The sequence below is a fragment of the Photobacterium proteolyticum genome, assembly GCF_001939735.1.
Classification (GTDB): Bacteria; Pseudomonadota; Gammaproteobacteria; order Enterobacterales; family Vibrionaceae; genus Photobacterium; species Photobacterium proteolyticum.
The window spans coordinates 1-22,638 of record NZ_MJIL01000065.1 but is presented as its reverse complement, the minus strand read 5'-3'; the positions used below and the strand labels follow the sequence as shown (position 1 = coordinate 22,638).

Below are 22,638 nucleotides of genomic sequence, written 5' to 3'. Positions count from 1 at the left end.
CCATGGCAGGTACATATAAGATTGCCGTTCTACCGGGTGACGGTATTGGCCCAGAAGTCATGCAGCAAGCACACAAGGTGCTAGACGCTGTACAAGAGAAGTTTGGCTTTACCCTAGAGAGCAACGAGTTTGATGTCGGTGGTATCGCCATCGACAACCATGGTTGCCCGCTACCCGACTCGACGCTAAAGGGCTGTGAAGACGCCGATGCGATCCTGTTTGGCTCTGTCGGCGGCCCGAAATGGGAGCATCTGCCACCGAACGACCAACCAGAGCGCGGTGCCCTGCTGCCGCTGCGCAAGCACTTCCAGCTGTTCTGCAACCTGCGCCCGGCGCAAATCCACAGTGGTCTGGAAAACTTCTCACCGCTGCGTGCCGATATTTCAGAACGCGGCTTTGACATCGTCGTGGTGCGCGAGCTGACCGGCGGGATTTACTTTGGCCAACCGAAAGGCCGCGAAGGCGAAGGTCCGCAAGAGAAAGCCTTTGATACCGAGGTATACCACCGCTACGAAATCGAACGTATCGCCCGTATTGCCTTCGAGTCGGCGCAGTTGCGTGACAAGAACGTCTACTCGATTGACAAGGCCAATGTGCTGCAGAGCTCGATCCTGTGGCGCGAAGTGGTCGAGGAAGTCGCCAAGGACTACCCGGACGTCACCCTGAACCATATGTACATCGACAACGCGACCATGCAGCTGATCAAGGATCCGTCACAGTTCGACGTCATGCTGTGCTCGAACATCTTCGGCGACATCATCTCCGACGAATGCGCGATGATCACAGGTTCAATGGGAATGCTGCCATCGGCAAGCCTGAACCAGGACAAGTTCGGCATGTACGAACCTGCCGGTGGCTCAGCCCCTGATATTGCAGGAAAGAATATTGCCAATCCGGTCGCACAAATCCTCTCTGCCGCCCTGATGCTGCGCTACAGCCTGGGTGAAGAACAGGCCGCACGCGCTATTGAGCAGGCCGTATCCCAGGCTCTGGAAGCTGGTGAGCTAACCGCCGATCTGGCCGGTGATGCCCCGGCACTGAGCACCAGCGAAATGGGCGACAAGATTGCCGCCTACATCCGCCAAGCATAAGACAAACGAGGAGCAATCGAGCAATGTCAAACACCGAAGCAAAAGCGCCAAAGACGCTTTATGAAAAAGTATACGATGCCCACGTTGCCGTCGAGGCGGAAGGCGAAAACCCGATTTTATACATCGACCGTCACCTGGTACACGAGGTGACCTCACCGCAGGCTTTCGACGGCCTGCGCGAAAAAGGTCGCAAGGTTCGCCAGATTGGCAAAACCTTTGCCACCATGGATCACAATGTCTCAACCCAGACCAAGGACATCAAGGCCTCTGGCGAAATGGCCCGGATCCAGATGGAGACCCTGGCCAAGAACTGCGAAGAATTCGGCGTCACCCTGTATGATTTGAACCACAAATACCAGGGTATCGTGCATGTGATGGGGCCAGAACTGGGCATTACGCTGCCGGGCATGACCATCGTTTGTGGTGACTCACACACCGCCACCCATGGCGCCTTCGGCTCGCTGGCTTTCGGCATCGGTACCTCGGAGGTCGAACACGTTCTGGCCACCCAGACACTGAAGCAGGCCCGTGCCAAGACAATGAAAATCGAAGTCAAGGGCAAGGTCGCAGAAGGCATTACCGCCAAAGATATCGTTCTGGCGATCATCGGCAAAACGACGGCAGCCGGCGGTACCGGCTATGTGGTCGAGTTCTGCGGCGAGGCGATTACGGATCTGTCGATGGAAGGACGAATGACCGTCTGTAACATGGCGATTGAGCTGGGTGCCAAGGCCGGCCTAATCGCTCCGGATCAGACCACGTTCGACTACATCAAGGATCGTAAGTTCTCCCCTGCCGGCGAAAACTACGAGGCTGCAGTCGAGTACTGGAAGACACTGAAAAGCGACGACGACGCCGTCTTTGACGCCGTTGTTACCTTAGATGCCAAAGACATCAGGCCACAGGTTACCTGGGGCACCAACCCGGGCCAGGTGATTGCCGTCGACGAGCCAATCCCGTCGCCGGATGATTTCAGCGATCCAGTCGAGAAAGCCTCGGCAGAAAAAGCCCTGGCCTACATGGGGCTGGAAGCAGGTAAAACGCTGGCCGATTTCAGTATCGACAAAGTCTTTATCGGCTCGTGCACCAACTCTCGCATTGAAGATATGCGCGCCGCGGCAGCCGTGGCCAAGGGACGCCAGGTAGCCCCGAATATCCAGGCACTGGTTGTTCCGGGCTCTGAGCAGGTCAAGGCACAAGCCGAGCTTGAAGGGCTGGACAAAATCTTCATTGAAGCCGGCTTTGAATGGCGCCTGCCGGGCTGCTCAATGTGCCTGGCAATGAACAACGACCGCTTGGGTCCGAAAGAGCGCTGTGCATCAACCAGTAACCGTAACTTCGAGGGCCGCCAGGGACGCGATGGTCGTACCCATCTGGTTAGCCCGGCGATGGCTGCAGCAGCCGCCTGTGCCGGCCACTTCGTTGATATCCGTGAACTGGACTCAGAAACCGCAACCGCTTAACAGAAGGAACAAAAAATGGCAGGTTTTAAACAACATACAGGTTTGGTGGTTCCTTTGGATGCGGCGAACGTCGACACTGACGCTATCATTCCCAAGCAGTTTCTCCAGAAAGTAACCCGGACAGGCTTTGGCAAGCATCTGTTTCACGACTGGCGTTTTCTCGACGATGCCGGCGAGAAGCCAAACCCGGATTTCGTGATGAACGCCCCTTGCTATCAGGGTGCCAGCATCCTGCTGGCCCGTGAAAACTTCGGCTGCGGCTCTTCGCGCGAGCACGCACCGTGGGCACTGGCCGATTACGGCATCAGGGTGATGATCGCCCCAAGCTTTGCCGATATCTTCTATGGCAACTCCATCAATAACCAGATGGTGCCTGTGCGCCTGAGCGAGCAGGAAGTCGACGAGCTGTTCCAGTTTGTCGAAAATACCGAAGGGGCACAAATCACAGTCGATCTTGAGACGATGCAAGTCACCGCCAACGGCAAACAGTACAGCTTTGAAATCGATGAGTTTCGCCGCCACTGCCTGCTAAACGGCCTGGACAACATCGGCCTGACCCTCCAACACGAGGGCAAGATTGCCGAGTATGAAAGCAAGATCCCGGCTTTTCTGGCTTAACTAGCCTTGCTGTTCACCATGCCCCGGCCCTCAGCTGCCGGGGCATTTTTATATCTGGCAAAGGGATAGCAGAAAATTGCTGCAAGAAAACAGGACGATACAGGTCATATCATCTAGCAACTTCCAACTCAGTGATCGCAAGGACTTAGCATGCGTACTATATTCACCCTTTTCTTGTTGTTGGTTTCCGCAACAGGCTGCGCCGCGCCCAGAGCTGACTTGTGGCCCTACTGGCAACAGAGCAATGAAACCAATACCGCGACGATCGACCACTCTCTCTGGCAACAGACACTGGATAGCTACCTGGTCGCGCAGCCCAAACAGACGCTGTTCCGCTACCGCGCCGTGTCCAGCAGCGACAAGTATGATTTGGACCGCTATATCCGCAAGCTAACCGCGACCGATCCGCGCCGCTATAGCAAAGACGAACAATTCGCCTACTGGGTGAACCTTTACAATGCCCTGACCGTTCAGTTGATCCTCGACAACTACCCACTGAAATCCATTACCAAGCTAGGCGGCCTGTTCAGCTTCGGGCCCTGGGATGAAAAGCTCGTCACCATTAATGGCAATAACCTATCGCTCAATGATATCGAACACCGGATCCTGCGCCCGATTTGGAATGATCCCCGCATTCACTATGTCGTCAACTGTGCCAGCCTGGGTTGCCCCGACCTCCAGCCGACGGCCTTTACCGCCAGCAACAGCGAAAAGCTGCTTGAGCAGAGTGCCCGTCGCTTTATCAACAGTGCCAAAGGGATTCGGGTAAGCGGCGACAACGTCCGTTTGTCCTCAATCTATGATTGGTACGGTGTAGACTTTGGCAGTAAGAGCAACCTGCAAAAGCACCTTAATAGGTACCGCCAGGGCCAGCCGGTTCAGCTCAACAACGTCAGCTATGACTACGACTGGGCACTCAACGAAGCCCGCTAGCTCAAAATACAGGGCCAAACGACACAACGTAGTATTGCGCTGGCAACGGACTGCAGAGCGCATTACAATAGCTATCGTTCTCATTGGGGAGTCTGATACCAGACTGAGATTGCTTTTTGCGGGACCCACTGAACCTGAACCAGGTCATGCTGGCGTAGGAATTGAGATAATCTGACCACCATTATTGTCAACGTTGCAGCACGATGCTGCATACCTTTCTCAACCCTGTGCCGCTCATTCGATTTATTTCCCTCTTGCAGGATGCAAGGGCATCAGGAGCGCATAGTGAAAAAACTACTTCCAATTCTAACTCTGTCTATGGCTGCAGGCTCAGCATGGGCAGCGACAGATACCCTAACCGTCTATACCTACAGCTCTTTTGCTTCTGACTGGGGACCGGGCCCGGCGATTGAAAAAGCCTTCGAGGCCGAGTGCAACTGTAACCTTGAGTTCGTGGCGCTGGACGACGGCGTCTCCATCCTCAACCGTCTGCGCCTTGAAGGCAGCAGCGCCAAGGCCGACATCCTGCTGGGTCTGGACAATAACCTGATCAGCGAAGCAAAAAAAACCGGCCTGCTGGCAACGCACAGCGTCGATACCCGCAGTGTCACCCTGCCTAACGGCTGGAACGACGATACCTTTGTACCGTATGACTACGGTTACTTTGCATTCGTTTATGACTCAGAAAAACTGGCGACACCGCCGAAAAGCCTGAAAGAGCTGGTTGAGCGCAAAGATCTGAGCGTGATCTACCAGGATCCGCGCACCTCGACACCGGGCCAGGGCCTGATGCTATGGATGAAGTCGGTCTACGGCGATAACGCCTCTGAGGCATGGCAGCAACTGGCGAAGAAAACGGTCACAGTCACCAAAGGCTGGTCGGAAGCCTACAATATGTTCCTCAAGGGCGAATCTGATCTTGTCTTGTCCTATACGACATCACCGGCCTACCACATCATTGCCGAAAACAAGAACCAGTACAAAGCCGCAGACTTCAGCGAAGGCCACTACATGCAAGTTGAAGTGGCGGCCAAGCTGAAAAGCAGCCCGAACCAGAAACTGGCCGATCAGTTTATGGCCTTTATCCTGACGCCGGCGTTCCAGTCAGTGATCCCGACAGGTAACTGGATGTACCCAGTCACCAAGCAGCCCCTGCCTGAAGGGTTTGAGCAACTGACTCTGCCTGCCAAGTCATTGGAATTTGGTGCCGAGGAAGTGGCTGCCGAGCGTCGTGGATGGATCCGAGAATGGCAACACGCCCTGACCCAATAATGGCCGCCCTCCTTTGAATACACGCGTTACCCAAACTTTGCCCGGCATGATCTCTGCCGGGCTTATTGTCGCTCTGGTACTGAGCGCCATTCTGGCCCTGATCAGTCAGGCCAACGAGCTAAATCCACTGCAAATCTGGCGGGACCCTTATCTGCGCCATGTCTCCGGCTTTAGCTTCTACCAGGCTCTGCTATCAACCCTGCTGAGCATCATCCCGGCTATTCCGACTGCCTATGCCCTGTCACGGCGCCAGTTTCCCGGCCGGGGCTTGTTGCTGCGTCTGTTTGCGATGACACTAGTACTGCCAGTACTGGTAGCCGTTTTCGGCCTGCTGACTATCTATGGCAAAAGCGGCCTGCTGGCTGGGTGGCTCAATGCCTACGGCCATTCCATGCCCTTTTCAATCTACGGCCTGAACGGCATCTTGCTGGCCCATGTCTTTCTCAACTACCCGCTTGCAACTCGCCTTTTGCTGCAAAGCCTGGAGGGGATCCCGTTCGAGCAGCACCAGTTGGCAACGCATCTGGGGATTAAGGGCTGGAGTAAGTTCCGTTTTATCGCCTGGCCACGGATCCGCCAGCAACTGCCGCATGTTATCGGCCTGATTTTTATGCTGTGCTTTACCAGCTTTGCGGTGATCATGTCACTGGGCGGCGGCCCGAAAGCCACAACCATCGAGCTGGCAATCTATCAGGCGCTTCGCTATGACTTTGACTTGGCTGGCGGAGCCATTCTGGCCCTGTGGCAAATGCTGATCTGCAGCAGCCTGGTACTGTTTACCCAGCGCTTTGCCAAGCCCCTGCCAACCCTTAGCGGCTCAACCACCCAACGCCCTCTCAACCAGTTTGACAACTGGCAATCAAAGGCCTGGGACGGACTGTGGATCGGTTTTGCCCTCTTGCTGGTGATCCCGCCGCTGCTGGCAGTGATCGGAGCCGGGCTCAATCGCCAGCTCCCGAGTTTGCTAGCCGAGCCTGCGCTATGGCAGGCAATCCTGAACTCACTCAAAATTGCTGCGCTATCCTGCCTGATAGCCCTTGTCAGTGGTATCGCTATTTTACTCACCAGCCGCCAATGGCGACTGCAACAAAAAAACTTACCGGCAGACGGTATTGAGCTGCTCGGCACAATCATCCTGATCACCCCGGGGCTGGTGCTCAGTACCGGCATTTTTCTGCTCCTGCGTCAGTACACCGATGCGTTTGCTGCCGCCTTCTGGGTTATTGTCGGGGTCAACGCCTTGATGGCGCTGCCCTATGTGATCAAGACGCTGAGCCAACCAATGCTGCATGTTGCCCAGCAATATAATCCGCTGTGCCAGAGCCTTGGGATGTACGGGCTGTCCCGTCTGCGTCTCGTTGAGTGGCGCGCTCTGCGCAAGCCCATTGCTCAGGCACTGGCGACGGGCTTTGTACTGTCTCTGGGAGATTTGGGGGCCATCGCCCTGTTTGGCAGCCAGGGCTTTCAAACCTTGCCGCTGTATCTGTTCCAGCTACTTGGCAGCTACCAGATGGATGCCGCTGCCGTTGCTGCTCTGTTCCTGCTACTGCTCAGCCTGGGGATTTTTACCCTGGTTGAAAAATTACTGATCCGGACGCCATGATGCTGACCCTGAACCAACTCACCCACAGCTACGCCCAGCCAAACCAGCCTCGACAGGCTGACACTACCCGGCTCACCTTTGACCTAGAAGTCGAAGCCGGTGATATCGTCGCCCTGATCGGTCCGAGCGGTGCCGGAAAAAGTACCCTGCTGGCCATGGTAGCCGGCTTTCTTGCCCCCGACAGCGGCACGCTCACCATTGCCGGACAGACGATCGACCGTCAGCTGCCGTCCGAAAGACCGCTCTCGCTGCTGTTTCAGGATCACAACCTGTTTCCGCATCTAAGCGTGTTCGAAAATATCGGTTTGGGGCTTCACCCGGGACTCAAACTTAGCCAGGAAGACAAGGAGAACATTGTTGTAGCTGCCTCACGAGTCGGGATCCAGAAGTACCTTGATCGTCTGCCTGAGCAACTCTCGGGCGGCCAGAAACAGCGAGTAGCCCTGGCCCGGTGCCTGATCCGAAAAAGACCCTTGCTGCTGCTCGACGAACCGTTTTCGGCTCTGGATCCGGCACTGCGCAAAGAGATGCTGGAACTGGTTAAGACGCTTGCGAGGGAACAACAGACAAGCGTGCTCATGGTCACCCATAGCCCGGAAGATGCCCTCAAAATTGCCGGTAAGTGCGCGTTTATTTCACAAGGGAAGATCAGGGTTTTCGGCCCTACCAAGCAAATACTGGAAGAGCCGGAAGATAAAGAATTGAAGAAATATCTGGGTTGCTAGTAGCGAGGTTCGAGGCGTCCCCTCAAATCTCGCTACACAAATATTGGTTACAGGTTTTCTTCCGCAAATTCAGCCAACCGGCTGCGGACCACGCCGTTGAGATAAATGTTGGCACTGCCCTCGAAATTTTTAAAACGCTCAACGATATACGTCAAGCCCGAGGTGACCGGAGACAAATAGCTGGAATCAATCTGTGCCAGGTTACCGGAACAGACTATCTTGGTGCCCTCCCCGCAACGGGTAATAATGGTTTTGATCTGGGAGGCGGTTAGGTTCTGGCACTCATCCAACAGAACAAAGGCATTCTGAATGGAACGGCCGCGCATAAAGTTAATGGATTTGAATTGAATATTGGCCTTGTCGTAGATGTACTTCATTGAGCCATCGGTACAGACATCATTTTTGTGCAACGCTTCCATGGTATCGGTAACTGCCGCTAGCCATGGCATCATTTTTTCTTCTTCGGTACCCGGAAGATAACCAATCGACTCGGCAATTTCCGGTGTATTTCGGGTGACAAGGATCTTGTCATACATACCTTTTTCAATCACCTGCTCCAGGGCTGCCGCCATGGCCAGAATAGTTTTACCACACCCGGCCGGGCCGGTCAGGATCACCAGATCAATAGCCGGATCCATCATCGCATCCAGCGCCATACCCTGATAGACATTCTTAGGGTGGATCCCCCAGGCCTGGCGATGCATCAATCGCTCCTGGCCAATATCCTTTAGCGTCACCGTCTCACCGTCAATCGCATGGACCCGGGCGGCAAAATCCGATCCCTCGTCCAGTAGATATTGGTTGATAAACGGCATTTCAAACAGCTCGGACGGTAAGGTATGCAATGTCGAGCGCCCTTGGCTTTCTGACTGGCACTCGCCAACCCGTTCCCAGAAATCACCCGAGAACTTATGAAATCCTTTGGTCAGGAGTTTGACATCATCAATTAACTGATCAGAACGGTAGTCATCAACATAATAAACGCCGGCTCCTTTGGCCCGTAACCGCATATTAATGTCTTTGGTGACCAGTACCACTTCCCGCGGCGCGTACTCTGCCTGCAAGAAAAGTACCCCGTTCAGGATCCGGTTGTCTCCCGCCTTGTCGGCAAAGGCATGCACGGTCTCGGTCACTTCATAGTCGGCAAAGATGGCAATGGTTCCTTGATTCTCTCCCTGGTCAGAAAAAGGGATCCCGGCAGAAATCTGTTCGGGGGTGGCATCATGAAAGATATCTTCCAGCGCGCGAATCGCGATTCGGGCATCACGCGAGACATCCCGCTTGCTGTCCTTGATGCGATCCAGCTCTTCTAGCACTGTCATCGGAATAACGACATCGTGCTCTTTAAAGGAATAAATGGCGAGGGGTTCGTGAAGCAGAATATTCGTATCTAATACAAACACTTTCCGTTCAGCATCGTCCATAGGTACCTCCTTGGTAACAAGCAGACAGCAATTAATAATTGCTCTCATTCAGTAAGCGTATGCCAAATTAATGTGGTTACTATTAATGACCGGAGATAATTAAAGAATTGTGACAATCATGCCTAAAGATACTTTGGCGAATTCTGGTCACTTTCACCGTGACCTTACTCACAGCATGCAGTAACATTGGTCCCCTTTTTTACCGGTGCAGATTCTGGCTTACACTTAATCTCAGTGTAGTTCAAAAATGTTAGAGCATCGGTTTAGCATTCTCCTTAATATCAAATAATTAGAAGGTTTTAACCACTATGCCATTTGCTTTGGGTCAACGTTGGATCAGCGATACTGAAAGTGATCTGGGTTTGGGAACAGTCGTTGCGGCTGATGCCCGTACTGTCACCTTGATGTTCTCAGCCAGTGAAGAGAACCGCCTGTATGCACGAAATGATGCCCCCGTTACCCGCGTAATGTTTAATGTCGGCGATGTGGTTGAAAGCCATGAAGGCTGGTCTCTGAAGGTCGAACAGGTCGAAGAAGCCGGCGGCGTCTTCACCTACATCGGTACCCGTACCGATACCGATGAGGAAAATGTTCAGCTTCGCGAGATCTTCCTCAGCAACCAAATCCGTTTCAACAAGCCGCAGGACAAGCTGTTTGCCGGCCAAATCGACCGTATGGATCGCTTTGCCCTTCGCTACCGCGCACTAAAGAACCAGTACGAACAACATAAAAGTCCGTTGCGTGGCCTGTGTGGCATGCGTGCCGGCCTGATCCCGCACCAGTTGTACATTGCCCACGAGGTCGGTCGCCGCTATGCGCCGCGTGTCTTGCTTGCCGATGAGGTCGGTCTGGGTAAGACCATCGAAGCCGGTATGATCATCCACCAGCAGGTACTGTCTGGCCGTGCAGAACGAATTCTGATCCTGGTGCCGGAGACCCTGCAGCACCAGTGGCTGGTCGAGATGATGCGCCGTTTCAACTTGCACTTTTCAATCTTTGACGAAGAGCGCTGTGTCGAGGCCTATGCTGATTCGGCCAACCCGTTTGATACCGCACAGTATGTCCTGTGCTCGCTGGATTTCCTGCGCAAGAGCCGTCGTCGCTTCGAGCAAGCCCTCGAAGCCGACTGGGATCTGCTGGTTGTCGATGAAGCCCACCATCTGGAATGGAGCGAGGATGCTCCTAGCCGCCAATACCAGGTGGTTGAAGCACTGGCAGAAAAAAGTCCGGGCGTCCTGCTGCTAACCGCAACGCCAGAGCAACTGGGCCACGAGAGTCACTTTGCCCGCCTGCGCCTGCTCGATCCCGATCGCTTCTACGATTACGCAGCCTTCGTCGAGGAGGAGCGCCAGTACGCCCCTGTAGCGGATGCCGTCTCCCGCCTGTTATCGGGCGAGAAGCTCGATGATGCCGCCCAGAACAGTCTGACCGAGCTGCTGCCGGAGCAGGATATCGAACCGATGCTGCGGATCATCGAATCTCAGGATATCGATGAAGAACAGCAAAGCACGGCCCGTCAGGAGCTGATTGACAACCTGATGGACCGCCACGGTACCGGCCGGGTGCTTTTCCGTAATACCCGTGCCGCCGTCAAAGGCTTCCCGCAGCGTCACCTGAACATGTACCCGCTTGCTCTACCGAGCCAGTACCAGACGGCCATGCGTGTTGCCAGCATGATGGGTGGCAAAATGTCTGAAGAGCAAAAGGCAATCAAACTGCTGTACCCAGAGGACATCTACCAGGAATTCGAGGGTGAATCAGCGACCTGGTGGAACTTTGATCCACGCGTGAACTGGCTGCTGGATATGCTAATGGCAAACCGCAATGAGAAGGTACTGGTCATTTGCTCCCGCGCCCAAACGGCATTGACTCTTGAGCAGGCACTGCGCGAGCGTGAAGGGATCCGGGCAACCGTCTTCCATGAAGGCATGTCGATCATCGAACGTGATAAGGCAGCAGCTTACTTTGCCCAGGACGAGGCCGGCGCCCAGGTGCTGCTTTGCTCGGAAATTGGCTCGGAAGGCCGTAACTTCCAGTTTGCCAACCAACTGGTGATGTTCGATCTTCCGAACAACCCGGATCTGCTAGAACAGCGTATCGGCCGTCTCGACCGCATTGGCCAAAAGCGCGATATCGAAATTCATGTTCCTCACCTGCAGGGCACCTCTCAGGCCCTGTTGGCGCGCTGGTATAACGAAGGCCTCAATGCCTTCGAGGAAACCTGTCCGACAGGCCGCGCCATCTACGATGCATTCAGTAGCGATCTTATTTCCCTGCTGGCCAGTGATACCCATGACGGCGAAGCGTTAGAACAGCTGATTGAGCGCAGTGCGACAATGCACCGCGAACTGAAAGGCAAGCTTGAGCAAGGCCGTGACCGCCTGTTGGAAATTCACTCCAACGGTGGCGAGACGGCAAACGAGCTGGTTAGCCAAATCGCAGCCAAGGACGGGGATACCAACCTGGTCACCTTCGCCCTCGGCCTGTTCGATACCATCGGCCTGAACCAGGATGACAAAGGTGAAAATGCCATTGTCGTCACGCCGTCAGAGCACATGATGGTTGCCAGCTACCCGGGTCTGCCTTATGACGGCTGTACCATCACCTTTGAGCGAGAAACCGCGTTATCTCGCGAAGATCTGCACTTTATCAGTTGGGAACACCCGATGATTCAGGGCGGTATCGATTTATTGCTTTCAGAAGGTGTGGGCACAACAGCCGTTTCCCTGCTGAAGAACAAGGCACTTCCTGCCGGTACCCTGTTGCTTGAGCTGGTCTATGTCGTGGATGCGCAGGCACCGAAACAGTCCGGCATCGGCCGCTTCCTGCCGCAGACGCCAATCCGTATTCTGCTTGATGCCAAAGGCAACAACCTATCGGCGAACGTGGAGTTCGAAGGCTTTAACCGTCAGCTGAGCCCGGTGAACCGTCATCTGGCCAGCAAGCTGGTTAACTCGGTACAGAAAGATATTCACGTCCTGATCGAACATGCCGAACAGGCTGTCGCCAAAGAGCTGGTCACCGTGCGCGATACAGCCCAAGCCGATATGGAAGCTAACCTGCGTGCAGAGCTCGATCGTCTCCAGGCGCTGAAAGCCGTCAACCCGAACATCCGTGATGACGAGCTGGAGCTCATTGAGTCCCAGATCCAGGAGCTGACAGGCTATATTGCCAAAGCCCAGGTTCAGCTGGACTCGCTACGTCTGATTGTTGTCAGCCACGGCTAATACCCGCCAAGACCAACAATCATAGTGAAGCAACTCTAACGAACTAACCGCCTGGCAGCCCATCGCTGCCAGGCGGTTTTCTTTTTCCGCCTTTTTCCATACTCGAGGCTTGCCACCGTGCTATTATCCCCCGCTTCGAAATCAGTCAGCCCGAGCGAACCATGAAACCATTGCCTTTGCTGGACTATAATCCGCCCGTTGAGCCGTGGCTGGATGTTCTGCATCTCGACAACGATATTGTTGCCATCAACAAACCATCCGGTTTGCTTTCAAACCCTGGCCGTGATCCTATCCACCACGACAGCGTGTACAGCCGGGTACTTCAGGAATATTCCGAAGCGCATCTTGTTCATCGCCTGGATATGGCCACATCGGGCTTGATCGTGCTTGCCATCAACAAAGAGGCCGAACGTCACCTGCAGAAGCAGTTTCGCGAGCGCATGACAGAAAAAGTTTACTATGCCAGAGTCTGGGGCCATGTTGAGCAAGACAGCGGTACCGTTGACCTGCCGTTGATCTGCGACTGGCCAAATCGCCCGAAGCAAAAAGTCTGTTTCGACGACGGTAAGCCTTCGGTCACCCACTATCAGGTCATCGCCCGCGAAGACAACGCAACCCTAGTGCGCATGCGCCCTGTTACTGGTCGCTCTCACCAGCTCAGAGTCCATATGCTGGCGCTGGGCCACCCTATCCTAGGCGATCGCTTCTACGCCCATGAGGAAGCCCGGCAGGCCGCCCCGAGACTGCAGCTCCATGCCGCCGAACTGACCTTTGTTCAGCCCACCACAGAGCAACCAATGCACCTGTTCGCACCGTGTGACTTTTATCCGGGTGCACCTTGCAAGACTCTCCCGGATCAAGAAAATTAACCTCCGGGTTGAGATTGGCCCCAAAGTTGGTGTTAACTGATTGATACCAAAATCAGACCAACTTTGGAGCCTGCTGCCAGCCTATGGAAAACATAGTCTTTCTCGATCGGGACACAATTCCCGCCCATATCCAACTGCCTCAGCCGAATTTTAGCCACGAATGGCACCAGTACCCGGCAACGGCACCGCAGCAGGTCCTCAGCCGCCTGCAGCAGGCCACCATTGCCATCAGCAATAAAGTCGTGCTTGATACCAATATACTGAGCCAGCTTCCTCGCCTGAAGATGGTCGCCATTGCGGCCACCGGCACCAACAATGTCGATCTGGACTACTGCCACCAGCACGGCATTACCGTCAGCAATATCCGCGGCTACGCCTGCGACTCGGTACCGGAACATGTCATTGCCATGATGTTTGCCCTGCGACGGAACCTGATGGGCTACCATCAGGATATCCAGGCAGGCGTTTGGCAACAGAAAAAACAGTTTTGCTTTTTCACCCACCCAATCGGCGACATCAATGGCTCGACATTGGGGATCATCGGCAGCGGTAGCCTGGGACAGGCAGTCGCAAAGCTGGCACAAGCGCTAGGAATGAAAGTACTGTTTGCCGAACGCAAAGGTCAATCGAAGTGCCGAGAGGGCTACACCCCGTTTTCAGACGTTGTGGAACAGGCTGATATCCTGACGCTGCACTGTCCTTTGACGGCAGAGACAGCCAACCTGATAGGCCGGCAAGAACTGAGGCAAATGAAACCATCTAGCCTGTTAATCAACACCGGGCGAGGCGGCCTCGTTGACGAACAGGCGCTGGTCAATGCGCTTCAGCAGGGAGAAATTGGCGGTGCCGGTGTCGATGTCTTTACCGAAGAACCAGCCGATGACAGTAACCCGCTGGTTGCCCACGCCCATTTGCCAAATCTGCTACTCACTCCCCATGTAGCCTGGGGATCTGATTCAGCCATTCAGACTCTTGCCAATCAGCTTATCGACAACCTAAACCGGTTCGTTGAAGGGAAGCCACAGAACGTGGTTTAAGAAACACACAACTTCCTGTATGGGCTCAAAATCCCCCCCCCTTTTTTTCAAGGGGGGAAGGGGGCCAATATTCTTACTTTAACCCTTTCTCTTTGCGGATCAGATCATAGGCGGCCTGCAGTTGCTGGGTTTTCTCCTTAGCCAGCTCCATCATTTCCGGCGGCAGCCCCTTGGCGGCCAGCTTGTCAGGATGGTGTTCGTTCATTTGCTTACGGTATGCCCGCTTTAGCTCCTGCGCCGAGGCTGACTCAGAGACTCCCAGCAATTCATAGGCATCAGCAAGCTGATCCTTGGTAGGTGCCTGCCGGAACGCGCCCTGTTGCTGATATTGCTGGTTGAAGCCCCCCTGCTGAAAACGGAAAGCCGCTTCCTGCATATGCAAACGCTGCTCAAGCTGACGCTCAGAGAAGCCAAGACTACGGGCAATCACATACAGCAGTTGACGCTCGCTCGAATGCAGGCTGCCATCGGCAAATGCTGCCTGGATTTGCAGCTCAAGAAAGAACTGCAGAAGATCAGCCCTGCCAGCACAGCTCATCCGCACTTTTGCCAGGGTTTCCTCCAGCGGAAAGTCTTCCTCCTTGCCTTCCCGGAAAGCGTTTTGGGCCTGCCGGCGAGATTCGCCATGCAGGCTCATGCGGTCCATAATTGCACTGGCAACCCGGATTTCGTCTTCGGTAACCCGGCCCTTGGCCTTGGCCATATGGCCCATAACGGCAAAACCGGCATGGAAAAATTCCGCCTGTCGCTCGGCACTACCTGCCTGGCTGCTACCGAAACCGCCAAATCCGCCGCGAGTGTAAATTTTTGATCTGGCTTTATCGAACTTATGGCCCAAAAAGAGGCCTAACAACAAACCGAACGGCCCACCAAGAAGGAAACCAAAAAATGCGCCTAAAATCTTACCCCAAACCTGCATTCTCTACTCTCTGGTAATTTGCTAAATTTAGAAAATTTTTTTCTGATATATCCCCGACACAATAACGCGAAAAGATGCCGTCGGACAGAATTTGCATTATGATAGCTGTCATTTATCGGGAAAGCTTGTAAAAAGCGCCACCGATTCGTTTCTGATATGCGCTGAAACTTGAATACAGGAAAGTTTAATTAGATGTCATTAACCTCCCGCAGCTTATTGGCCACCATGATCAGCCTTGCGCTTTATGGTCCCGCAATGGCTTACGAAAACCCCGCACCAAGCGAAGATGTCAATGATGAGTCTGCGGCTGTCAATGGCAAAAATAGCGAACTGGAAATGGTTAGAGGCGTCTGTATTGCGCCTCAGGATATGCCAGAGGATGTCAACAACGAGCCCATCAAGGTCTCAGCCGACAAAGCAGAAGCCAAACCGAACCAGAAGCTCACCTACTCGGGTGATGTCGTACTGCAGCAAGGCAATCGTACCGTCGCTGCCGATACCGCAACTTTGCACCAGCCAGAAAATATCGTTACGGCTGAAGGCAACGTCTACTTCCATGACGGCACGGTAGAGGTCTATTCCGACCGTATTCAAAGTAACCTCGACACCGAAGACTCTGAAATGGATAACGCGGTGTACAACATGACCTGTGAAGCAGGACGTGGCGAGGCCGAGCGAATTACTAAAAACGGTATCTCCTACTACCGACTGAAAAATGGCACCTACACCACCTGCCCGCCTGGCGACAAGAGCTGGCAGTTCTCGGCTACCAGCATCGAACGTGAAAGCGACTCGCCGTTTGCCGATTTATATAATGCCCGCTTTGAAGTCGCTGATGTGCCGGTATTTTATATGCCATACTTGCGGGTACCCGTCGGTGACGAACGTCTGACCGGTTTCCTCTATCCGTCACTGAGTTATGGCTCTCGCGATGGTTTTGAGCTGGAAACGCCGTTTTACTGGAACATCGCCCCCAACTACGACATGACCATTACCCCAAAGTACATGAGTAACCGGGGCCTGCAGCTTAATTCGGAGTTTCGTTACCTGACCGAAGCGGGCAGTGGCAGCTTAAGTGGCGAATATCTTGGTGATGATAAAAATGCCGCAGACAAAGATGCTCGTTGGGCTTTCAACTGGTCGCACGGCGGTACATATAACCGACACTGGCTGTTTGATATCGACTATAGCAAGGTCAGTGATGTCACCTACTTCTCCGATATCGACTCCAGCATTGGCGAGCGCGAAGACAACAACTTGCTTCAAAAGGGCGAGGTTTCCTATCGTGACCTGTACTGGGACTCGACATTGCGAGTACGTGACTTCCAGCCTTTGACGCTGGGGGTGTCTTCCAACTATCGCCTGATGCCACAGCTGGAGTTTAACTATTATCGCCCGAATATGGGCTATGGGCTGGATTTCAATCTACACAGCCATGTCAGCCGTTTTGAAAACGATGCCGCAGAGAAACCCTCTGCCGATCGTGTTCACCTCGAGCCAACGTTAACTCTGCCGTATTCAACCCCTTGGTGGTCTATCACCTCCGAGGCCAAACTGATGTATACCTACTATAATCAGGACTTCGACAGCAGCGTAGCCGGCCTGGAAACACTCGAAGAAACCGCAACGCGTTCTATACCAAGTATACGGATCCACAGTGGCCTCTATCTGGAACGCGATGCCCTGTTATGGGGCGAGAACTACACCCAGAGCCTGGAGCCTCAAGTGCAGTACCTGTTTGTCAAAGATGTCGAACAACAGGATATCTTTGGCAGCTATGATACAACGCTGCTACAGACAGACTATTACGGCCTGTTCCGTGATAAACGCTACTCCAGCGTCGATCGCATTGCCGCGGCCAACCAGTTTACCGTCGGGGCCAGCACCCGCTTCTTTGACGAAGATTTTGTCGAGCGCTTCAACCTGTCATTCGGTCAGATTTTCTACCTCAATGACGCTGGCCGTAACCTGACCGAAGACAGTGAGTCAACACCGAACTATTCGGCGACAGCCTTCGAATCTGATTTTAACTACGATGACTGGCTCTTCTTCCATGGCGGGCTTCAATATGATGCCAGCAAGCGGGAAATGCAGCTAGCCAATGCGGCTATGGAATATCGCGAGAACGCACTCTTTAGTCAGCTAAACTATCGCTATGTCTCGAAAGATTATATCAAGCAAAGCCTGCCTGATAATAACCAGATAGATAACTACACTGAAGACGGGATCTCGCAGCTCGGTTTCTCGGCTGGCTTCCCTGTCTATGGTGGCCTGAGCCTGCGTGGTGACTATTACCATGACTTGACTGAGAACCAGATGCTGGAAGGCCAGATCACTCTGAACTACCGCTCTGCCTGCTGGATGATCAGCCTTGGCTATAACGAATACCTGATGTCGCGCAGCAACGTAAATACTGCTCCGGCTGAATATGAGCAAAACTTCAGTATCTCGTTCAGCCTGCTGGGACTAGCCGGTGTTCCTGCAGTAGGCGCAGCAACAGCCAGCGGTAACGCAATTGCGTACGGTAGACCGTTCTATCTCAACAACTAACAGGCGTCGTGGCATTTGGCCACGATGTAAGCCGATTTAACGCGCCTCAGCGCATAATGGAAAGATGTATGAAAAAGTGGAAGTCTTCACTGCTAGGCCTGACCCTATGGAGCCTGGCTGCCGGCAGCATTGCTGCCCCGCGAGAACTTGACAAGGTTGTGACTATCGTCAACGACAGTGTGATCCTGCAAAGTGACGTTGATGCGATGCTCAAAACCGTCCAGATGAATGCAGCCCGTCAAAACCAGCCGTTGCCGTCGAGCGATATCCTGTCTGAACAGGTCATGGAAAAGCTGATCATCGAGACGCTTCAGCTTCAGCAGGCACAGCAGTTCGGGATCCGAATTGATGATACCCGCCTTGATCAGGCTATCAATCAAATCGCCGCTGAGCGCAATATGACCGTAGCCCAATTACAGCAAATGCTTGTCGACAATGGAATTAGCTTTGCCGTATTCCGCGAGCAGATGCGACGTGATATTACCGCCAGCGAGGCGAGAACCATTCAGGTTCGCCGACGGATTAATATCTTGCCACAGGAAGTCGATACCCTAGCCGAGCAGCTCGAAAAGCAGACCCAGCAAGGCGTCAGCTTTAACATCAGCCATATTCAGCTACGCGTAAGCGAAGATGCCAGTTCGGCCGAGAAGAGCGAGGCATTGTCTCAGGCGACCCAGCTAGTCAAAGAGCTCAACAACGGCGCTGACTTTGCCAACCTTGCCTATAGCTATTCCAAGGGGCCTAAGGCTCTGCAGGGTGGTGAATGGGGCTGGATGCGCAAGGAAGAGATGCCGACCATCTTTGCCGACCAAATCAAATCCGGCGGAAAAGGCGCCATTATCGGTCCGTTCCGCAGCGGTGTGGGCTACCACATTCTGAAAATCAACGACGTTCAGGGGCTGGAAACCATTTCTGTTACCGAGGTGAATGCACGCCATATTCTGGTGAAAACTTCTGTGATCATGAGCGACGAAGGGGCCCAGCGCCAGTTAGAAAAAGCGCGCCGCGCCATCCTTGCCGGGGAACAGAGCTTTGCTGATGCGGCACAGGCACTCAGCGTCGATCCGGGCTCGGCCGCAAACGGCGGTGAGCTGGGCTGGCAAACACCTGATATTTATGTTCCTGAATTTAAAGATAAAGTGGAAACACTCCCAACAGGCATGATCAGCGAGCCGTTCAAGACCGTTCACGGCTGGCACATTGTGGAAGTGATTGAACGCCGTGATGTCGATCGTACTGATGCTGCTGTCAAGAACCGAGCATACCGTATCCTCTTCAGCCGTAAATTTAACGAAGAAGCTCAGGCCTGGTTGCAAGAACTTCGCGCCGGTGCCTATATCGAACAACCGGAAAACGCCAATGACCAAGGTTAAACGTATAGCAATAACTCCTGGTGAGCCTGCGGGAATTGGTCCCGATCTGGTGCTTGCCCTCGCCCAGCATGACTGGCCCCATGAACTGGTTATTTGTGCTAACGCCCAGCTTATGGTAGAACGTGCAGCCCAGTTGGGATTGCCACTGACTGTTGTTGACTATGATCCGGCGCAACCGGCCCAGCCTCACAAGGCCGGGACCCTGGTTATCGCCAATCATGAGCTAAAGGCTCCAGTCAAGGCCGGAGAGCTGAATGAGCTCAATGGCCACTATGTCCTTGAGACTCTAGGCCTGGCAGCCGATGGTTGTATGAGCGGCGAATTTTCTGCGGTAGTGACCGGTCCTGTGCATAAAGGAGTCATCAACCGTGCCGGGGTTGCCTTCAGCGGTCATACCGAATTTTTTGCTCAGCGTTCAGATACCGCTCAGGTCGTCATGATGCTGGCAACCGAAGGGCTCCGAGTGGCACTTGTGACGACTCACATCCCGCTGGCTTATGTGTCCAAGGCCGTCACAGAGGCACGGCTGCAGCAGGTTATTCGTATTCTGCACGCCGACTTGGTCAGCAAATTCGGTATAGAACAACCTAAAATTTATGTCTGCGGCCTCAACCCGCATGCAGGCGAAGATGGCTGTTTGGGAACGGAAGAGATAGACGTGATCTCGCCAGCTCTTGAGCAACTTCGCCAACAGGAAGGTATGGATCTTGTCGGCCCCTTGCCAGCAGATACTATCTTCCAGGAAAAATATCTGGCCGATGCTGATACAGTGTTGGCCATGTATCACGATCAGGGGCTGCCAGTGCTTAAATTCAAAGGCTTTGGCAAGTCAGTCAACATTACGTTAGGCCTGCCCTTTATCAGAACCTCAGTAGATCATGGTACCGCACTGGAACTCGCAGGTACTGGACAGGCGGACACGGGTAGCCTTTGGACAGCGCTATCACACGCCCTCGAATTGGTAGAAAAACAAGCATGAGCAGCGATCAAGTCCACCTAGGTCACCGCGCCCGTAAGCGCTTTGGCCAGAACTTTTTGAACGACCCATACATCATTGATGGCATTGTATCGGCTATCAATCCTCGACCAGGTCAAAACCTGATTGAGATCGGCCCAGGTCTTGGTGCCATCACAGAGCCAGTAGGTAAACTGGTTGATAAATTCTCTGTGATCGAGCTTGACCGCGACTTGGCAGAACGTCTTCGTAATCACCCGGATCTAGCAGATAAGCTAACTATCCACGAAGGCGATGCGATGCGTTTCGATTTCACGCAGCTGATCAAGGAAAACAATAAGCTACGTATTTTTGGTAACCTGCCGTACAACATCTCGACACCACTGATCTTTCACCTGCTGTCATTCCACCAGCACGTTGAAGACATGCACTTCATGCTACAAAAAGAAGTGGTTAACCGTCTGGCAGCCGGTCCGGGCAGTAAGGCGTATGGTCGTCTAACTGTGATGACCCAATACTACTGCCGTGTTATGCCTGTACTGGAAGTGCCGCCTGAGTCATTCAAGCCTGCACCAAAAGTAGATTCAGCAGTAGTCCGTCTAACACCATATGAAACCTTGCCGCATCCATGTACTAACCTTAAGTGGTTAGACCGTGTTTGCCGTGAAGGCTTCAACCAGCGTCGTAAGACAATTCGCAACTGTTACAAAGCACTAATGAGTGTTGAGCAACTGGAAGAGTTGGGGATTAATCCGGGTATGCGTCCTGAAAATCTCACCTTGGAGCAGTTTGTTGCTATGGCAAATTGGCTGGATGCCAATCACACCCCATCAAAATAATTGATTAGATCATCAGGGCTTGGCTGTAATACTAGGCGGGCCCTGACGAGCTGCCTACGAAAGGAAGCAAGACATTGACGACCAAGGCTATCCCCACAATCAAGTGCAGAGTAGTGACCCACTACATCGAAGATCAATCAGAACCAGAAAACCAGCGCTATGTGTTCTCATATACCATTACTATCCGAAACCTGGGTAATGGTGAGGCACAGCTACTCAATCGCCACTGGCTGATCACGGACGCCAATGGCAAAAAACTGGTTATTGACGGTGAAGGCGTTGTTGGCGAGCAGCCGAAAATTGCGGCCAATGAAGAATATACCTATACCAGCGGTACCATTATCGAAACCCCACTCGGGGTCATGCAAGGTCACTACGGCATGGTCAATGAACAGGGAGACGAGTTCAAGGCCGAAATATCGCCATTTAGACTCTCTATTCCCAATCTTCTTCACTGAGGTTTGCTATGTCGACCTACCTTGTCGGTGATATTCAAGGCTGCTTTGACGATCTCTGCGATCTACTTGAACAGGCCAAGTTTAACCCGCAACAGGATGAATTATGGCTGTCAGGCGATCTCGTCGCCCGAGGCCCAAAATCACTGGAAACACTACGCTTTGTCAAAGAACTGGGCGACAGGGCAACCACCGTTCTCGGCAACCATGATCTTCACCTGCTTGCCGCCGCCAATGGTCTTGCCAAGGTAAAGAACCGGGATAAAGTCCAACCGATCCTAGATGCACCGGACTGCGAAGAGCTCCTCGAGTGGTTACGCCGGCAGCCCTTGCTTGCCGAGCACCCGCAACACCCTTTGGCCATGGCCCATGCCGGTATTTCTCCCCAATGGGATCTGACGACAGCCCGCCAACAAGCCAGAGAGGTCGAGGCCTGCCTGCGAAGCGATGACTATCTATGGCTGCTGAGAAACATGTACGGTAACGGTCCTGATTACTGGACACCGGATCTTAGCGGGATCGAACAGTACCGCTACACGATCAATGCCTTTACCCGGATGCGTTTTTGCTATCCGGACGGCAGACTCGATATGGACTGCAAGCTCTCGCCGGATCACCCTGAAACCGGACCGCTTCAGCCTTGGTTTGAACTACCAAGACAGCAACCACTCGGCAAAAAGGTGATCTTCGGCCACTGGGCGGCGCTTATGGGTCATGAGGACCAGCAAGTCATAGGGCTGGATACAGGCTGTGTCTGGGGTAACAGCATGACACTGCTGCGCTGGGAAGACGGAGCCAGGTTCGTCAAACCCTGCCCGGTTCACGCTGAATAAACGACATATTAAAAGGCCTGGTTACCACCAGGCCTTTTTAGTTATTAATAATGTGCCGTCCTGAGATAAGTTGACACTTTGGAGACTTATCAATGAACTCTTCAAATAAAACAGTCGCAAAGCGCTCTCAGCGAGATTACACAATGGGCTTTAAATTAGCTGTTGTTGCCCAANTGTGCCGTCCTGAGATAAGTTGACACTTTGGAGACTTATCAATGAACTCTTCAAATAAAACAGTCGCAAAGCGCTCTCAGCGAGATTACACAATGGGCTTTAAATTAGCTGTTGTTGCCCAAGTTGAAAAGGGCGAGATGACATACAAGCAGGCCCAGGCTCACTATGGCATTCAAGGGCGAAGTACCGTTCTTGTCTGGCTCAGAAAGCATGGTAAGTTGGATTGGTCGAAGCCAATAGAGCACTCTCCAATGTCTAAATCCAAAGAAACACCTGCC

19 protein-coding genes and 1 riboswitch are annotated in these 22,638 nt (G+C 53.4%); of the genes, 17 read left to right on the top strand and 2 right to left on the bottom strand.

The genetic code is table 11. From position 1 onward, the window contains the following. Positions 1 to 2: 2 nt before the first annotated feature. The 7 genes from leuB to thiQ all read left to right on the top strand — a co-directional run bounded on the left by leuB (position 3) and on the right by thiQ (position 7,705). Positions 3 to 1,091 (top strand): 3-isopropylmalate dehydrogenase, encoded by a 1,089-nt coding sequence (gene leuB, locus BIT28_RS10655; RefSeq protein ID WP_075763537.1) that lies wholly within the window; start codon positions 3 to 5, stop codon positions 1,089 to 1,091. Between the two features lie 23 nt (positions 1,092 to 1,114). Beyond that, complete coding sequence (gene leuC, locus BIT28_RS10650; protein ID WP_075763536.1) at positions 1,115 to 2,554, top strand: 3-isopropylmalate dehydratase large subunit; 1,440 nt, start codon at positions 1,115 to 1,117, stop codon at positions 2,552 to 2,554. 15 nt (positions 2,555 to 2,569) lie between these two features. Then, on the top strand, positions 2,570 to 3,172 hold the full coding sequence (gene leuD / locus BIT28_RS10645; protein ID WP_075763535.1) for a 3-isopropylmalate dehydratase small subunit: 603 nt from the start codon (positions 2,570 to 2,572) through the stop codon (positions 3,170 to 3,172). 150 nt (positions 3,173 to 3,322) lie between these two features. Further along, complete coding sequence (locus BIT28_RS10640) at positions 3,323 to 4,105, top strand: DUF547 domain-containing protein (RefSeq protein WP_075763534.1); 783 nt, start codon at positions 3,323 to 3,325, stop codon at positions 4,103 to 4,105. 74 nt (positions 4,106 to 4,179) lie between these two features. Beyond that, positions 4,180 to 4,283: riboswitch (TPP riboswitch) on the top strand. 140 nt (positions 4,284 to 4,423) lie between these two features. Next, positions 4,424 to 5,377 (top strand): thiamine ABC transporter substrate binding subunit, encoded by a 954-nt coding sequence (gene thiB, locus BIT28_RS10635; protein WP_217696625.1) that lies wholly within the window; start codon positions 4,424 to 4,426, stop codon positions 5,375 to 5,377. A gap of 46 nt (positions 5,378 to 5,423) precedes the next feature. Continuing rightward, on the top strand, positions 5,424 to 6,980 hold the full coding sequence (gene thiP / locus BIT28_RS10630) for a thiamine/thiamine pyrophosphate ABC transporter permease ThiP (RefSeq protein WP_175577517.1): 1,557 nt from the start codon (positions 5,424 to 5,426) through the stop codon (positions 6,978 to 6,980). Continuing rightward, positions 6,980 to 7,705, top strand: a complete 726-nt coding sequence (gene thiQ / locus BIT28_RS10625) for a thiamine ABC transporter ATP-binding protein (RefSeq protein WP_075763531.1) — start codon at positions 6,980 to 6,982, stop codon at positions 7,703 to 7,705. Before thiP ends, thiQ begins: the two co-directional genes overlap by 1 nt. Positions 7,706 to 7,752: 47 nt before the next feature. On the opposite strand, the gene BIT28_RS10620 is transcribed toward thiQ, so the two are convergent. After that, positions 7,753 to 9,129 (bottom strand): PhoH family protein, encoded by a 1,377-nt coding sequence (locus BIT28_RS10620; protein WP_075763530.1) that lies wholly within the window; start codon positions 9,127 to 9,129, stop codon positions 7,753 to 7,755. 308 nt (positions 9,130 to 9,437) lie between these two features. On the opposite strand from BIT28_RS10620, the gene rapA reads away from it, so the two are divergent. The 3 genes from rapA (at position 9,438) to BIT28_RS10605 (ending at position 14,262) form a co-directional block, all read left to right on the top strand. Next, positions 9,438 to 12,356 (top strand): RNA polymerase-associated protein RapA, encoded by a 2,919-nt coding sequence (gene rapA / locus BIT28_RS10615; RefSeq protein WP_075763529.1) that lies wholly within the window; start codon positions 9,438 to 9,440, stop codon positions 12,354 to 12,356. A 161-nt stretch (positions 12,357 to 12,517) separates the two neighbouring features. Then, a complete protein-coding gene (gene rluA, locus BIT28_RS10610) occupies positions 12,518 to 13,225 on the top strand; it encodes a bifunctional tRNA pseudouridine(32) synthase/23S rRNA pseudouridine(746) synthase RluA (protein ID WP_075763528.1) in 708 nt (235 codons plus the stop codon). 83 nt (positions 13,226 to 13,308) lie between these two features. After that, on the top strand, positions 13,309 to 14,262 hold the full coding sequence (locus BIT28_RS10605) for a D-2-hydroxyacid dehydrogenase (protein WP_075763527.1): 954 nt from the start codon (positions 13,309 to 13,311) through the stop codon (positions 14,260 to 14,262). Positions 14,263 to 14,335: 73 nt separating this feature from the next. Here the strand turns inward: BIT28_RS10605 and djlA are convergent, their stop codons facing one another. Next, positions 14,336 to 15,181 carry a co-chaperone DjlA gene (gene djlA, locus BIT28_RS10600; RefSeq protein ID WP_075763526.1) on the bottom strand — a complete coding sequence of 282 codons (846 nt, stop codon included), beginning with the start codon at positions 15,179 to 15,181 and terminating at the stop codon, positions 14,336 to 14,338. Between the two features lie 192 nt (positions 15,182 to 15,373). Here djlA and lptD point away from each other — a divergent pair, with 192 nt between their 5' ends. The 7 genes from lptD to BIT28_RS10565 all read left to right on the top strand — a co-directional run. After that, positions 15,374 to 17,731 carry an LPS assembly protein LptD gene (gene lptD / locus BIT28_RS10595; protein WP_075763525.1) on the top strand — a complete coding sequence of 786 codons (2,358 nt, stop codon included), beginning with the start codon at positions 15,374 to 15,376 and terminating at the stop codon, positions 17,729 to 17,731. Between the two features lie 68 nt (positions 17,732 to 17,799). Beyond that, on the top strand, positions 17,800 to 19,104 hold the full coding sequence (gene surA, locus BIT28_RS10590; protein ID WP_075763524.1) for a peptidylprolyl isomerase SurA: 1,305 nt from the start codon (positions 17,800 to 17,802) through the stop codon (positions 19,102 to 19,104). Continuing rightward, positions 19,091 to 20,083: a 4-hydroxythreonine-4-phosphate dehydrogenase PdxA gene (gene pdxA / locus BIT28_RS10585; RefSeq protein WP_075763523.1), complete on the top strand. Its 993-nt coding sequence runs from the start codon at positions 19,091 to 19,093 to the stop codon at positions 20,081 to 20,083. Before surA ends, pdxA begins: the two co-directional genes overlap by 14 nt. Further along, positions 20,080 to 20,898 (top strand): 16S rRNA (adenine(1518)-N(6)/adenine(1519)-N(6))-dimethyltransferase RsmA, encoded by an 819-nt coding sequence (gene rsmA, locus BIT28_RS10580; protein WP_075763522.1) that lies wholly within the window; start codon positions 20,080 to 20,082, stop codon positions 20,896 to 20,898. The genes pdxA and rsmA overlap by 4 nt, the downstream gene beginning before the upstream one ends. Positions 20,899 to 20,972: 74 nt before the next feature. Beyond that, positions 20,973 to 21,356: a Co2+/Mg2+ efflux protein ApaG gene (apaG, locus tag BIT28_RS10575; protein WP_075763521.1), complete on the top strand. Its 384-nt coding sequence runs from the start codon at positions 20,973 to 20,975 to the stop codon at positions 21,354 to 21,356. Between the two features lie 8 nt (positions 21,357 to 21,364). Continuing rightward, a complete protein-coding gene (locus BIT28_RS10570) occupies positions 21,365 to 22,186 on the top strand; it encodes a symmetrical bis(5'-nucleosyl)-tetraphosphatase (protein ID WP_075763520.1) in 822 nt (273 codons plus the stop codon). A gap of 215 nt (positions 22,187 to 22,401) precedes the next feature. Beyond that, the coding region (locus BIT28_RS10565; protein WP_139310457.1) for a helix-turn-helix domain-containing protein at positions 22,402 to 22,638 on the top strand (237 nt) is incomplete at its 3' end.